This window comes from Micromonospora sp. DT63, assembly GCF_049841615.1.
Lineage (GTDB): Bacteria > Actinomycetota > Actinomycetes > Mycobacteriales > Micromonosporaceae > Micromonospora.
In genome coordinates this window covers 471,504-485,001 of sequence record NZ_JBNCKQ010000001.1, presented here as the reverse complement: position 1 = coordinate 485,001, position 13,498 = coordinate 471,504, and the positions used below count along the sequence as shown (strand labels likewise).

Sequence of the window (13,498 nt, the reverse complement as noted above, 5' to 3'; positions counted from 1 at the left end):
CACCCGCGGCGTCCGGGCCGTTCGGTGATCGGTTAGGCTGGTCGCGCGAAGGGGAGTAGCCCCCAATGTCGTGGTCGACATACTGGTGCGTTCCGCACCCGGCCACGCGGCCCCGGTCTCCGGGGCGGGCGAGACCTTCGACTCAGGCTGTCGCAGCCGGGTCGAGGGCGCCCCCGTACCTCCTCCCGGCGTGAACGGGAAGGATGTCATGGAGGGATTCCTCGCCGCGCTGGTCGTCAGCTTCGGTGTCATTTTCGTGGCCGAGCTGGGAGACAAGTCCCAGTTGATGGCGCTGACGTTCGCCACGCGGTTCAAGCCGATTCCGGTGTTGATCGGCATCACCGTCGCCACGGCGGTGGTGCACCTGGCGTCGGTCGCCATCGGGTCGGGTCTCGGCGCCGTGCTGCCCACCGAGTGGATCTCCCTGGTGGCCGGTGTGGCGTTCCTCGGCTTCGGCGCGTGGACCCTGCGCGGTGACAAGCTCACCGAGGAGGAGAAGCGCAAGGCCGAGAAGACCAGCAAGACCGCGATCGTGGCGGTGTCGGTCGCGTTCTTCCTGGCCGAGCTGGGTGACAAGACGATGCTCGCGACGATCACCCTGGCCACCAAGTACGGCTGGTTCGGCACCTGGCTCGGTTCCACGATCGGCATGGTGGCCGCGGACGCGCTGGCCATCCTGGTGGGCCGGATGCTCGGCCGCCGCCTGCCGGAAAAGACCATCAAGTACGGCGCCGCGGTGCTCTTCGCCATCAGTGGCCTCTGGCTGATCCTGGAGGCCGTCAACGAGCTGACCTGAGCACCGACTAGCTGCCCCGCTGGCGGGTAACGGCTCCGGGTGGAGCCGGCGGAGCTGCTGCGCCACGGCGACGAGGTGCTGGTCGCCGTGGTGGAGGTGGCCGGGGCTCTGGTGATCTTCGTGGGTGCCGTGTGGGCGGCGGTGCGGTTCGTGGTCGAAGGACTGCGGCACCGCACCGCCGCCGTCTTCACTCCGATCCGACTGTCCCTGGGCCGGTTTCTGACGCTCGGTCTGGAGTTCCAGCTGGCCGCCGACGTCCTGCGTACGGCGGTGTCACCGTCGTTCACCCAGATCGGCCAGCTGGCGGCGATCGCCACGATCCGGACGGCGCTGAACTACTTCCTGGGCCGGGAGATCCGGCAGGAGCAGCGGCAGGTCACCGACGGGCAGCCACGGCCGTGATCGGTGCGCTGGTCGAGGTGGTGACCGCGCTGGCCCTGGTCGTGGGTGTGGTCACCGCCCTGTGCACAGGTGCCGTCCGGGTCGCGGTTCGGGTCCTGCTGGATCTGCTCACGGCGGCCGGCCTGCTCCGTCTGGCCGGCGATCCGCAGTGGGGTGCCCTCGCTGCCGCGGCGGCGATCGTCGCGCTGCGCCAACTGCTCGCGGCGGCGTTGAGTCTCGCGCCGCCGTGGTCGCGCCGACAATCCCCGCCGCGCTGCGCGGACGACGATCACCACTTACCGTGGGCGGTAGCAGCGAAACAGGGAAAAGCGGGAGGATAACCACATGGCCCGGCACGACGAACCGAACGAGTACGGCTACGCCGGTGGCGCCACCGCTCCCGAGCCCCAGCCCGGCGGCAAGCCCGACGAGCAGGACCTCGCGGAGGAGGTGGCGGTGCCGGGCGACGATCTCACCGCGCCGGCGACCGACGCGTTGGCCGACGAGACCGAGGAGCGTCGCCCCAGCGAGCGTCGCCGCTGACCTCCGCACGCATCGCCGGCGGTCGCCCCACAGGGGCGACCGCCGGCGTCGTTTCGTCCCGCCGACCTGTGTGCAGCAGCTCGTCCCGGACCGCCGGTCGAGTGCGGTGACCACCGTCAGCACGGCCAGCGTGCGGGCGATGTCGGCGGCGATCGGGGTGGCCCAGCCGCGCAACCCCGCCCCGCCCGCTGTCCGGACGATCGCCGCGTAGGTCGCGCGGGCGGCGGCGTCCCGCCGATGTCGGCCAGCGCCGCGAGTGCCGCGCCTCGCGCTTCCGCGGGTCGCCGGCCACGACCTCGCGCCTGACCTCAGCCCCGCCACGAGGACGAAGTCGGCCAGCGGCCCAGGTCGAGGTGCCAGCGCCGCCGCCGGGCCGGGGCGTCACCACAGCCAGCCGGGTGTACGACCCCGAGCGGCGTCCCTGCCGAGATCAGCGCGAGGGCGCACCAAGGAGCGGCAGTGCGCTTCCGGCGGTCGATCGTGGGCGATCGCGGCAGCCGCGAGGGGGCGGCACGGATCGGCCGTGGACTTTTCCCGGATGTCGCCGATGCCGAATGGCCCTTTGTCGGGTTGGTCATGCGGGCGCACTTGTTCGCCTCGAAAATGCATAACTCCGGACATAAGCCCTATGAGGGGCTTTAATGGTTTCACGAGTTGGCAGACGACCTTGGGGGTTTTCGTGAAGTTCTTTGGCGTAACCGGACCCGCACGGAGGCACTCCTGATGGACCTGCTCCGCCAATTGCGCCACGTGCGTCGGCACTGGTGGGTCGTGCTGGTCACCGTCATGGTGGCCCTGGGCGTCTCGGCGTTCCTGACCGTACGGGCCCAGCCCCGGTACGTCGCTTCGGTGACCTTCTTCGTCACCACCCCCAACCAGGGCGTCACCGACGCCTACCAGGGTGGTCTGTTCCTCCAGCAGCGGGTCAAGTCGTACGCCGACCTGCTCAGCAGCGACCGCCTGGCGCAGAGCGTGGTGGCCGAGACCCCGGTCGGGCTCACTGCGGACGAGGTGCAGCGCCGGGTGACCACCTCCACGGAGACCGGCACCGTGCTGCTGCGCGCCTCCGTCACCGACACCGACCAGGCCCGGGCGCTGCGGGTGACCGAAACCCTCGCCGCGAAGTTCGTCGAGCTCGTCCAGAAGGTCGAGACGCCGCCCGAGGGCAAGGCGCCGATCAAGATCGAAGTGGTGAGCGGTCCACGGGTCAGCTCCAGCCCCGTCTCCCCGCAGCCGCTGCGCAACCTCACGCTCGGCGGTCTGCTCGGTCTGGCGCTCGGTGTCGGCCTGGCGATCCTGCGCGGCGTCGCCGACGTCCGCCTGCGCGACGCCGCCGGCCTGCAACGCGCCACCGGAAGTCCGTTGCTCGGCGAGATCCCGTTCGAGAACGCAGCCCGTACCGCTCCGCTGATCGTCGGCGAAGCCGCGACGTCGGCCCGCGCGGAGGCGGTCCGTAAGTTGCGGACCAACCTGCGCTTCGTGGACGTGCACGAGCCGGCCCGGGTCATCGCCGTGACCAGCGCCCTGCAGGGCGAGGGCAAGACGACGCTCTCCTGCAACCTGGCCATCGCGCTCGCCGAGGCGGGCTGGCGGGTGCTGCTGGTCGACGCGGACCTGCGCCGCCCGAAGGTCGACGAGTACCTGGGCCTGGACGCGGGTGTCGGTCTCACCGACGTGCTGGTCGGTGACGTCCAGGTCGGTGACGTGGTCCAGCGCTGGGGCGACAAGTCCCTGCTGGTGCTGCCCAGCGGCTCCGCGCCGCCGAACCCGAGCGAACTGCTCGGCTCCAAGGCGATGGCGGACCTGCTGCTCGCGCTGCGCGAGTCCGCCGACATCGTGATCATCGACACCGCGCCGCTGCTCGCGGTGACCGACGGTGTCGTGGTGGCCGTGCAGGCCGACGGCGCGCTGCTGGTGAGTCAGCAGGGCCGGACGTCGCGAACCCAGGTGGCCGCGGCGGCCCGCTCGCTGCACTCGGTCTCGGTGCGGTTGCTCGGTTGCGTGCTGAACATGGCCAAGGTGGCCAAGGCCGAGGCGTACCAGTACGAGGCCTACCGGGTGGTGACCTCGCCGGCAACGGCGTCGGTGCCGACCGCCCGGGCCACCGCCCCCCGGCACAGCGAGGGCGCCGGCGTCAACGGCGTCAGCGACCGCACCCAGGAACTCACCCGGTTGCGCCGATGAGCGCGGCGAGGGGTCGTAGCGAGCGTTCGATCTCCTCAGCGCAGCGACGGAAGTCGGCGGAGGTCCCGCCGATCGGGTCCCGCAGGTCGTCCGCGTCCGGGGCGGCGGGTTGCAACCGTCCCCGGGCGTGGGCGGCGGCGGCGATGGCGGCCCGCAGCGGGTCGTCGCGCGACTCGGCGGGCGGCTCGGCAGCTGCCGCGAGTCGGCCGAACTGGCGCAGGGTGAACGTCCGGTGCAGCGCGCCGGGCGCCAGCGAGGTGCAGATCGAACGCTGCCGCCGTGTCGCGGTCAGCACGAGCGTCGCGTCGGCGAGGTATTCGGGACGCAGCGTCCGGCTGGCGAAGGCCGCCGGGTCGCCGCCACCCTCGGCCGCGACCTGGGCGGCGTACGGGTGCATCGCCATCCCGTCCATCGCGTCGGTGCCGGCGCTGGACACCAGCACGGGCCGCTCGGCCAGCAACCGGCGGGCCAGGAACTCGGCCATCGGCGAGCGGCACAGGTTGGCGTGGCAGACGAACAACACGCGATCGACCATCGGGAGCCCTCTCGTGGGTGCGGAGGCGGGTCGCCACACCCCGAGGGTGGTGCGTCGACGTCGCTGGCCGCGCGGGGAGGGGTTGTCGGCATCGTACGCGGGCCGACCGCCCGCCGGACGTGCTGCCGCGCCGGTCGAGGCCGATCCGTGGTCCTCGGCGGTGCTCCGGTGAAGATCGGCATCCTGTCGTACCACTTCCCACCCGAGCCCGCCTTCATCCCCGGCAGCCTCGCGGAGGAGCTGGCCGCGCGCGGGCACGAGGTCCGTGTGCTCACCGGCTTCCCGGACTACCCCGGCGGTCACGTCTATCCCGGGTGGCGGCAGCGCTGGCACCACGAGACGCACAGTCAACGGCTGGCGGTCCGGCGGGTGCCGCGCTACTCCGGCGGGGCCACCTCCACGGGCGGGCGGATGGTCAGCTACCTGTCGTTCGCGGGCAGCGCGTCGCTGGCGGCGCGTCGGTTTCTCGGCGACGTGGACGTGCTCTACGTCTTTCAGCTGCCGGCCACCACGTTCGCCACCGCCGCCCTGTTCCGGCTGCTGCCGAAGGTGCCGGCCGTGCTGCACGTACAGGATGTGTGGGCACGCGACGGCGCGGACGCGGACGGCGACGGCCGCTGGTCGGCGCGGATGGGCGCCGCGATGACCCGCATCTACCGGACGGCCGCGCGGGTCGCGGTGGCCGCGCCGTCGATGCGGGACCTGGTGATCGCCGCCGGGGCCGACCCGGCCCGGGTCCAGCTGGTGCTGAACTGGACCGACGAGCGCATCTTCTACCCGGCGACCCCCGGCGCGGCGGCCCGGCAGATGATCCGACGGGATCGCCGGTGCGTGGTCATGCACGCCGGGACCATCGGCGCCCGCCAGGGGCTGGAGACGGCGGTACGGGCCGCCGCCGCGTTGGACCGCACCATGGACCTGGTCCTGGTCGGGTCGGGTGCGGACGAGCGGCGGGTGCGAGGGCTCGCCGCCGATCTGAAGGCGGAGAACGTCCGCTTCCTTGAGCGGCGCTCACCTGTCGACATGCCCGAGTTGTACGCCGCCGCGGACTACCAGCTGATCATGCTGCGCGACCTGCCGGAGCTTCGCGGCATGGTGCCCGGCAAGCTGCAGGCCGCGCTCTCCTGCGCCGCGCCGGTGGTGGCGTCGGCCGGTGGTGACACCGCCGAGCTTGTCGAACGCGCCCGAGCCGGGCTGTCGTGCCCGCCCGAGGACTGGGCCGCGCTGGCCGACCGGTTCTGGTTGGCCGCCACCATCCCGCCGCCAGCGCGCACCGAGATGGGCCGCCGGGGACGGCAGACGTACCTGCGGGAGATGTCGTTGCCGGCCGGGGTGGACCGCATCGAGCGGTTGCTGCACGAGGCCGCCGGCCGGGTTCCGCAGGACGCGGGAGAGCCGCGAGGAAACCTCGCGTAAAGGACGAGAAGTGCCATAACCGTACGAGATTCCTCAGCAGCGTGCTAAGAACGTCGGGGAATCCGACGGACTGTCCGATTCCAGCAAACGGGAGTGTGGTGTGACGGAGAGCGAACGGCCGCAACGACGGCGGAGCCGATCTCGGCGTCGCCGGCGGGCGCGACTGCGACGGGCCCTGCTCGGCGCCCTGGTCGTCGGATCACTGCTGCTGGCCGCCGGGGGATGGGTCGGCTTCCGGGGCTGGCAGGCGCGTGCCCACCTGCTCAATGCCGCCGGCCTGGCCCGGGAGCTGAGCGCGCAGGTGGTCGGCGGGGACACCGAGCGTGCCCAGCGGACTCTCTCCGCCCTGCAGGAGCAGGCCGGCGCGGCCCGGGCCGCCACGTCCGACCCGAGCTGGAAGGTCGGCCGGCGTACCCCGATCGCCGGCGACGACCTCGACGCGGTCCGGCTGATCGCCATCGCCATCGACGACCTGGCCCGGCGGGCGTTCCCGACCCTGCTGCGGACGGACCTGACCAGCCTGGTGCCGGCCGGAGGCCGGTTGGACCTGACCCGGCTCGGCTCGGTCTCCGCGGAGCTGGCCCGGGCGAACGACGCGGTGCAGGGCACCCGGCGCGACCTGGGCGCGGTGCCCGTCGACCGGCTGGTCAGCCAGGTGCGCCAGGCGCTGACCGACCTCCGTGGCGAGATCGACAGGCTGGCCAGTCTCACCGCCGCGGCCGACCAGGGCGCTCGGCTGCTGCCGCCGCTGCTCGGTGCCAATGGATCACGGCGCTACCTGCTCGTCTCGCAGAACCTGGCCGAGCTGCGTGCCACCGGCGGCATGTTCGGCGCGTACGCGATGATCGAGGCCGAGAACGGTCGGGTCCGGATGGGCCAGCAGGGCAGCAGCGCCTCCCTCGGCCGGTTCACCCCAGCGCTGAAGCTGCCCGCCGAGACCCGGGCGATCTGGACCGACCTGCCGGGCATCTATCCCGCCGACGTGAACCTCACGCCGCACTTCCCGACCGCCGCCGCCCTGTACCGGGAGATGTTCCGACGTAAGACCGGAACCACCGTCGACGGCGTGCTCGCCATCGACCCGGTGGTGCTGTCCTACCTGCTCAAGGCGACCGGCCCGGTGCTGGTGCCCGGCGGTGTGCCGCTGGCCAGCGAGAAGGTCGTGCAGACGCTGCTCAACGAGACCTACCAGCGGCTGGACAACAGTCGGCAGGACGAGTACTTCGCGGCCTCTGCCGCTGCGGTGTTTGACGCCTTTTTCAAGAAGAATGTCAACCCTAGGGTGTTGTTGTCCGCATTCGACCGTGCTATCACGGAACGCCGGATATTGTTCTGGAGTGCTCGACCGGAAGAACAGCGGACGTTCGGCGACAGCCGGATGGCCGGAGCGCTCCCGGAACAGGACACGGTGCCGACGGTCGGCGTGTTTCTCAACGACGGCAGCGGCGCGAAACTCGGCTACTACCTGCGGCCGACGGCGAGCCTCACGGTCGGCGAATGCCGATCCGACGGCCGCCGCGAGCTCCAGCTGCGGGTGACCCTGCGCTCGACGGCGCCGAAGTCGGGGCTGAGCAAGTCGATCCTCGGCCTCGGTCTGGCTGGTGATCCGTACACCGCTCGCACGTTGGTGTCGATCTTCAGTCCGGCTGGCGGCTCCGTGCTCGACGCCCGGCTCGACGGGGTCGAAACGGCACTGGGCAGCGGCACCGAACGCCGCCGCCAGGTGGCGACGGCAAACGTCGACATCGGCCCCGGCGCCGAGAGAGCGCTGGAGGTCACCGTCCTGACGGCCAAGACCGGCGTCGGGCAGGCCGAGCTGTGGCTGACCCCCACCGCCAGCCCGTGGACCACCCAAGTTCATTCCGCACCAAGCTGTGACCAGTAGGAGGGAACCAATCATGCGGCTATCCCGCATCATCATGGCGCTCACGGTCGGCCTGGCCGTGGTGGCCGTGCCGACGGCAGCGGGGGCGGCACAGCCGCAGCCGACGCCGAGCGCGACCACCGACCCGCCCCAGCCGCCCCCGTACGCGCCGCAGCCGCCGGCCCTGACCATCAACCGGCCGACGATCTTCCTCGGCGAGACGGTCATCCTGACCGGGACGGGCTTCGGCCCCAACGAGACAGTCGACCACTCGGTGACCGTCACCCCGCTGGCGGCCCCCGCCGCCGGCAAGGCGCCGGCCCGCCGCAGCGACGGCACCACCGTGGCCATGGCGCCGGTGGCGTACCAGGCGAGCGCGCCCCTGCAGTTCACGGCGTTCACCGACGCCCAGGGCCGCTTCACCAAGAGCTACAAGCCGTCGGTGACAGGTCTGCTGACCTTCACCGCCACGGGCCGGGAGTCCGGCCGGACCGCCACCGCCGAGCTGCGGGTGCTGCCCCGCAAGCAGCCGCTGCCCGTCACCGGTGACAGCATCGGTACGCCCATGAAGCTCGGCGGCGGCCTCGTCGGCGCCGGTGCGATCATGCTGCTGCTGACCCTGGCCTGGCGTCGTCGCCAGCGCTTCGGCGGGGCCGCGCACTGATCGGCGTACCACCAACCGGGCAGTGCCCGGATCGCACCTCAGGCTGGCGCCCGTCGGATCCTCCGACGGGCGCCAGCCCCATGTCATCCCTCCCCCGGGAGTCCGTCGACCAGCCCGGGGGGCGATTCGCCCGAGGCGCCCGCCGGGGCTGATCGACCCGTCATTGTCGGAAAGCCCCGCCGCCCCCGGACCTCCGCCCAAGGTCGCCGTGCGCTGGGAGCACCCGGCGGGCTGGTCCCGCCTAGGCGCGTTCGGGCACTCCGGTCGACGTGACCGGGCTGTCGGGTTACGTGATCGACACGAGGTCGCCGATGTCGGGGTATCAACCCGCCCCGGATACCCCGATATCGGCGAACCCGAGTCGATCACCACCCCGATGCACCCTGCCGGCGGTGTTCGCTGCGCCGAATGGGTGGGATGTCCGTTTCTGGGTGGTCGTTGGGGTGTGACCGGCCGCATCCGTGGGCCGGAATCGTGGCGGGCCGGGGGTCGTTACACACTCTGACGATCGCAGGACCACGGCCACCCGCCCCGCACGTCTGGAGGTGGGAATGGCCGGCCGGGCCGGGTCGTTGCAGACCCCCGAACCACCCCGCCGCCCGCCGACCGACCGGCTCGATCCGGCACCGGCGGGTTTGCCGAGCCGGGAATGACCCCGGCCAGCGGGTCGTTACACAGGGTCCCGGCGACACGAGCCCCGCTCACGGGCCGACCCGGGAATCACCCCGGACCGCCGGTCGTTACACAGGGTCCCGGCGCCACGAGCCCCCCGCTCGCAGGCCGCCCCCCGGGCGCCACGAGCGTTCAGCCCGTAGGCCCCCCTCAGACTTTCCCCTGTTTTGTGCAGCGCCGGACGAGGTGCTCACACCCCGCGTCACCGACCCCCCCCCCCCCCCCGGGATGGTGCGTGTGGTGTTCCTACCCCCGAAGGAGCTTCCCCCATGAACACGATCTTGCGTAAGAGCATGCTGTCCGTGGCTGGTCTCGCGTTCGCCGGTGGTGTCTTCGCCGGTCCGATCGCCGCCCACGCCAACCCCGTCGATGCCACGCCGGCCGCTGTGGCCGTGCAGTCGGCGGCGCCCAAGCCGCAGGGCGCGCAGTCGCACATCACCCTCAACGACGAGCAGACCGCCAACGTCAAGGCGATCATCGCCGCCACGAAGAAGGCCGGCCTGCCCGAGCGCGCCGCGGTCATCTCGATCGCGACGAGCCTGCAGGAGTCGAAGCTGGAGAACCTGGGTCACCTCGGTGACGCCAACGACCACGACTCGCTGGGCCTGTTCCAGCAGCGCCCGACCTCCGGTTGGGGCACCCCGGAGCAGATCACCAACCCCGAGTACTCCACGACCGCGTTCCTCAAGGGCCTCAAGCAGGTCGACGGCTGGCAGGACATGCCGCTGACCGACGCCGCGCAGACCGTGCAGGTCTCGGCCTACCCGGACGCGTACGCCCAGTGGGAGCAGCAGGCCACCGACCTGGTCGCCCAGCACTGGAACAGCTGACCCACCGCACGCCCGACCGATGGCCGGCACCCCGAACCGGGTGCCGGCCATCGGCATACCGTGCCCCGCGCACTGGCCTGGCCGGCACGCCGAACCGGGTGCCGGTCATCGGCGCACCCGAGCCCGCGCACTGACCGGGCCGTCAACCCCGAGTCGGGGACGGCCATCGGCATACTCAGCCCGTCGAGTGACCGGCCGATCCCTCACATCCACGGGCGCAGCTCGGCCGAACGGCATTGTCGGCCCGTGTCACGGTAGATCTTGGACAGTTTCCGTTCGGTGCGAACGGAAACTGTCCAAGATCTCCGGCCGACGCCCGACTGACGTCGGGCGGTGCGGTCAGGTTCGGCCGTTGGTATGCCCGACCCGTGACTGACTGCCGGGCGGCACGCCGACGCGTGCGGCGGGTCCGCACCGACCGGCATGCCGGTGCGTGCGGCACGTCGGCCCGACCGGCACGCCGATCGGACCGGCGCGTGGGCCCGGCTGGCACGTCGACCCGGCCGGCACGTCGACCCTGCGGCGGGTCGGCCGGGCGGCAGGCGTACCCCAGGGGATTTTCAGTCGTGGTTGCCGCGGAGGATGTCGATCAGCGCGGCGACCAGCGCGAGCGCGATGATCCCCGTGGCGAGCAGGAGCGATTTCTCGAAGGCCGAGGTCCAGTTGCCGCGGCTGTCGGCGAGCGAGGAGAAGAACACCGAGCCAACTGCGGCGATGCCGGCCGCCGCTCCGATTCGCTGGCCGGTCTGGAGCATGCCGGCTCCGCTGCCTGCCTGGGGGACCGGCACCTGGGCGAGGGTGAGCGTCTGGTTGGGGGCGATGACCAGTCCGCTGCCGATACCGGCGACGAGCAGCGGCGCGGCGGTGACCCAGGGCGCGGGGGCGTCCGGCGCGAGGTGCAGTGCGAGCACCGTGGCGGCCAGACCGACCACCACGGCGAGTAGTCCGATGGCGACCAGGGGACGGCCGAAGCGGTTGACGATGCGTCCCCCCAGTGCGGACGCTGCGGCAGACCCGAGCGCGAACGGGGTGATGGCGAGACCGGCGACGAGCGCGCTGTAGCCGAGCCCGTTCTGCAGGAACAGGGTGAAGATGAAGAAGATCGCGGTGAATCCACCGAAGTAGACCAGCGCGATGAGTGATCCGAGCGTGTACGACTGGAAGCTGAACAGGTGCAGGTCGAACAGGGGTTCGCGGTGCCGCGCGTACCACCGTTCCCACAGTCCGAAGGCGACAAGCACCGCCAGGCCGGCTGGGATGAGCGCCCACTTCCACGGCGTACGCCATTGCTGTTCCTGCACGAGTGGCAGCAGGATCAGCACCACGCCGACGCCGAGCAGCAGCACACCGATCGGGTCGAGTCGGCGTCGACCGGGCTGTCCGTCGGGTCGACCGGGGAGCAGCCGCCACCCGAGGATCACCGCGACGATGCCGACCGGCACGTTGACGAAGAAGACCCACCGCCAGCCGTGCTCCTCACCGCCGAGGGCGATGAGCAGCCCGCCGAGCAGTGGTCCGACGGCTGTGGAGATGCCGATGGTCGCGCCGAGCAGACCGAATGGGCGGGCTCGTTCCGGCCCTCGGAACAGCTGTTGGATCAACCCGATCACCTGTGGGTTGATGACGCCGGCGGCGGCGCCCTGGAGCAGCCGGGCGGCGACCAGCCAGGTGGGGGAGGTGGCCAGGCCGGCGAGCGCGCTGGTCAGGGTGAACAGCGCGATGCCGAAGACGAACGCGTTGCGCCGCCCGCGGAAGTCACCGAAGCGGCCGGCAGGTACGAGCACCAGCCCGAAGGTCAGCGCGTAACCGGAGAGGACCCACTGCAGGTCGCTCGGGGAGGCGTGCAACGCCCGGTCGATGGAGGGCACCGCGACGTTGACGATGCTCACGTCGAGCAGCGTCATGAACGCGGCGACCAGGCCGACCCCGACGGCCTGCCAGCGTCGGCGGTTCTCGGCCGCGTCGACCGGCTGCGGCTCGTGCGCCGCGCTCATGGTGCCCTCCGTCGACGGTCGATCATGCATCCCTGACCGCTACCCCGGCAGGCGGGGGCCAATCGTCGGGGGTCACGCCATCTGACGGGCGCAGAATCGGGGGCCGAAGTCGAGGCCGGCCATCGGCGAATCCTCGCGGTGCAGCAGGCCCTTCTGGGTGAGTTCGTGCAGTGGGGTGTGCACCTGCTCCTCGGTCAGTCCGGATCCTTGGGCGATCAGGTCCGGATAGGGCACCTGGCCACGTGCTTCGAGGGCGGTGACCGCCTGGTACACGCGCTGCTCGACCTCGGACAGCTGAACCCGCTGCATGATCTCCTCCTTTGCTCGTCCGCTCCGCGCGGACGGTCGCACCACCGCTTACCCCCTGCCTGACCGAAGATGCCCACCCGATCGGGCGGTTGGCAGCGCGCGGTGCCCGGGCCTCGCAGCGGAGGGTGCCCTAGGCTGCAACCGTGATCGTCTGGGATCTCGTCGTCGCCGGCGCCGGCCCCGCCGGGCTCTCCGCGGCACACACCGCGGCCCGCGCCGGCGTTCGTACGCTGGTTGTCGAGCGGGCCGCGCACCCGCGGTACAAGACGTGCGGGGGTGGCCTGATCGGCACGTCGCTGGCGGCCGTGCGCGGCCGCATCGAGGTGCCCGCGCACGACCGGGTGGACCGGGTGACGTTCACCCGCGACGGCCGGCGGGAGTTCACCCGCCGCAACGGCAGTCCGGTGGTGACCATGGTGCGCCGCGAGGAGTTCGACGACCGGCTGCGCGCGGCGGCGGTGGCCGCCGGCGCGCAGATGCGGGAGCAGGTCGCGGTCCGCGCGATCGAGCAGGACCCCGAGGGGGTACGCCTGCGGTTGGCCGACGGTACGACGCTCACGGCCCGCACGGTGATCGGCGCGGACGGTTCCTCGGGGGTGACCGCCCGGCACGTGGGTGTGCGCTACCGGCAGGTGGACCTGGGGCTGGAGTTGGAGGTGCCGGTGTCGCCCGCCGAGCAGGAGCGCTGGCGCGGGCGGCTGCTGCTGGACTGGGGGGCGATGCCGGGTTCGTACGCCTGGGTGTTTCCGAAGGGCGACCGGTTGACCGTCGGTGTGATCGCGGGTCGGGGCGCGGGGGAGGGGACGCGCGCCTACCTGCGGCAGTTCGTCGACCGGTTGGGGCTGACCGGGCTGCCGGCGGAGCACGACTCGGGTCACCTGACCCGCTGCCGCGAGGAGGACTCCCCACTGCGCAACGGCCGTGTGTTGGTGGTGGGGGATGCGGCCGGGTTGCTGGAGCCGTGGAGCCGCGAGGGCATCAGCTTCGCGCTGCGCTCCGGGGAGATGGCCGGCGCGGCGGTCGCCGACGGTGATCTGGCCGGGTACGAGCGGGCGGTCACCGAGCACCTGAAGCCGGAGATGCGGGCGGGGTTCCGGCTGCTAGACCTGTTCACCCGCCGCCCGGAGGTCTTCCACGCTCTGCTGGCGACCCCGCCGGGTTGGCGGATGTTCGTCCGGTTCTGTCAGGGTCGGGCGAGCTTCGACGACATGCTGCGACGTCGACCGGTCCGGGCGGCGCTCGCGGTGCTGGACCGGCTGCCCTCGCCACGCCGGCCGGCCGCCAGCATCCACCCCTGAGCGATGGCCCGC

At 72.0% G+C, this 13,498-nt stretch carries 13 protein-coding genes; 10 read left to right on the top strand and 3 right to left on the bottom strand.

Annotated features, from left to right (window positions below; all coding sequences use genetic code 11):
- Positions 1–208: 208 nt before the first annotated feature.
- The 5 genes from ACLQ27_RS02355 (at position 209) to ACLQ27_RS02335 (ending at position 3,904) form a co-directional block, all read left to right on the top strand.
- Entirely contained in the window at positions 209–796 is a 588-nt protein-coding gene (locus ACLQ27_RS02355; RefSeq protein ID WP_234591222.1) for a TMEM165/GDT1 family protein, read from the top strand.
- A 39-nt stretch (positions 797–835) separates the two neighbouring features.
- Complete coding sequence (locus ACLQ27_RS02350; RefSeq protein WP_234591220.1) at positions 836–1,198, top strand: DUF1622 domain-containing protein; 363 nt, start codon at positions 836–838, stop codon at positions 1,196–1,198.
- Positions 1,195–1,518 (top strand): hypothetical protein, encoded by a 324-nt coding sequence (locus ACLQ27_RS02345; protein WP_357496832.1) that lies wholly within the window; start codon positions 1,195–1,197, stop codon positions 1,516–1,518. The genes ACLQ27_RS02350 and ACLQ27_RS02345 overlap by 4 nt, the downstream gene beginning before the upstream one ends.
- 4 nt (positions 1,519–1,522) lie before the next feature.
- Positions 1,523–1,720, top strand: a complete 198-nt coding sequence (locus ACLQ27_RS02340) for a hypothetical protein (protein WP_234591216.1) — start codon at positions 1,523–1,525, stop codon at positions 1,718–1,720.
- Positions 1,721–2,443: 723 nt separating this feature from the next.
- Complete coding sequence (locus ACLQ27_RS02335) at positions 2,444–3,904, top strand: polysaccharide biosynthesis tyrosine autokinase (protein WP_357573800.1); 1,461 nt, start codon at positions 2,444–2,446, stop codon at positions 3,902–3,904.
- Here ACLQ27_RS02335 and ACLQ27_RS02330 read toward each other — a convergent pair.
- Complete coding sequence (locus ACLQ27_RS02330; protein WP_357573799.1) at positions 3,885–4,439, bottom strand: low molecular weight phosphatase family protein; 555 nt, start codon at positions 4,437–4,439, stop codon at positions 3,885–3,887. The genes ACLQ27_RS02335 and ACLQ27_RS02330 overlap by 20 nt on opposite strands.
- Positions 4,440–4,607: 168 nt before the next feature.
- Between ACLQ27_RS02330 and ACLQ27_RS02325 the strand changes: the two genes are divergently transcribed.
- The 4 genes from ACLQ27_RS02325 to ACLQ27_RS02310 all read left to right on the top strand — a co-directional run bounded on the left by ACLQ27_RS02325 (position 4,608) and on the right by ACLQ27_RS02310 (position 9,885).
- Complete coding sequence (locus ACLQ27_RS02325) at positions 4,608–5,855, top strand: glycosyltransferase family 4 protein (RefSeq protein WP_425865448.1); 1,248 nt, start codon at positions 4,608–4,610, stop codon at positions 5,853–5,855.
- A gap of 100 nt (positions 5,856–5,955) precedes the next feature.
- Entirely contained in the window at positions 5,956–7,740 is a 1,785-nt protein-coding gene (locus tag ACLQ27_RS02320) for a DUF4012 domain-containing protein (protein ID WP_425865447.1), read from the top strand.
- A gap of 13 nt (positions 7,741–7,753) precedes the next feature.
- Complete coding sequence (locus ACLQ27_RS02315; protein ID WP_425865446.1) at positions 7,754–8,383, top strand: hypothetical protein; 630 nt, start codon at positions 7,754–7,756, stop codon at positions 8,381–8,383.
- 941 nt (positions 8,384–9,324) lie between these two features.
- Positions 9,325–9,885: a hypothetical protein gene (locus ACLQ27_RS02310; RefSeq protein WP_425865445.1), complete on the top strand. Its 561-nt coding sequence runs from the start codon at positions 9,325–9,327 to the stop codon at positions 9,883–9,885.
- Between the two features lie 560 nt (positions 9,886–10,445).
- Here ACLQ27_RS02310 and ACLQ27_RS02305 read toward each other — a convergent pair.
- Both ACLQ27_RS02305 and ACLQ27_RS02300 read right to left on the bottom strand, forming a co-directional pair.
- The gene (locus ACLQ27_RS02305) at positions 10,446–11,879 is read right to left on the bottom strand and encodes an MFS transporter (RefSeq protein WP_425865444.1); all 1,434 of its coding nucleotides are present in this window, start codon (positions 11,877–11,879) and stop codon (positions 10,446–10,448) included.
- Positions 11,880–11,951: 72 nt separating this feature from the next.
- Positions 11,952–12,188 (bottom strand): hypothetical protein, encoded by a 237-nt coding sequence (locus ACLQ27_RS02300; protein ID WP_425865443.1) that lies wholly within the window; start codon positions 12,186–12,188, stop codon positions 11,952–11,954.
- Positions 12,189–12,331: 143 nt separating this feature from the next.
- Between ACLQ27_RS02300 and ACLQ27_RS02295 the strand changes: the two genes are divergently transcribed.
- On the top strand, positions 12,332–13,486 hold the full coding sequence (locus ACLQ27_RS02295) for a geranylgeranyl reductase family protein (RefSeq protein WP_425865442.1): 1,155 nt from the start codon (positions 12,332–12,334) through the stop codon (positions 13,484–13,486).
- Positions 13,487–13,498 lie beyond the last annotated feature (12 nt).

Bases quoted from the DNA above. Each gene is read 5' to 3' on its own strand.
- ACLQ27_RS02310 (WP_425865445.1), top strand. From the start codon at position 9,325: ATGAACACGATCTTGCGTAAGAGCATGCTGTCCGTGGCTGGTCTCGCG.
- ACLQ27_RS02335 (WP_357573800.1), top strand. From the start codon at position 2,444: ATGGACCTGCTCCGCCAATTGCGCCACGTGCGTCGGCACTGGTGGGTC.
- ACLQ27_RS02355 (WP_234591222.1), top strand. From the start codon at position 209: ATGGAGGGATTCCTCGCCGCGCTGGTCGTCAGCTTCGGTGTCATTTTC.
- ACLQ27_RS02315 (WP_425865446.1), top strand. From the start codon at position 7,754: ATGCGGCTATCCCGCATCATCATGGCGCTCACGGTCGGCCTGGCCGTG.
- ACLQ27_RS02340 (WP_234591216.1), top strand. From the start codon at position 1,523: ATGGCCCGGCACGACGAACCGAACGAGTACGGCTACGCCGGTGGCGCC.
- ACLQ27_RS02305 (WP_425865444.1), bottom strand. From the start codon at position 11,879: ATGAGCGCGGCGCACGAGCCGCAGCCGGTCGACGCGGCCGAGAACCGC.
- ACLQ27_RS02330 (WP_357573799.1), bottom strand. From the start codon at position 4,439: ATGGTCGATCGCGTGTTGTTCGTCTGCCACGCCAACCTGTGCCGCTCG.
- ACLQ27_RS02300 (WP_425865443.1), bottom strand. From the start codon at position 12,188: ATGCAGCGGGTTCAGCTGTCCGAGGTCGAGCAGCGCGTGTACCAGGCG.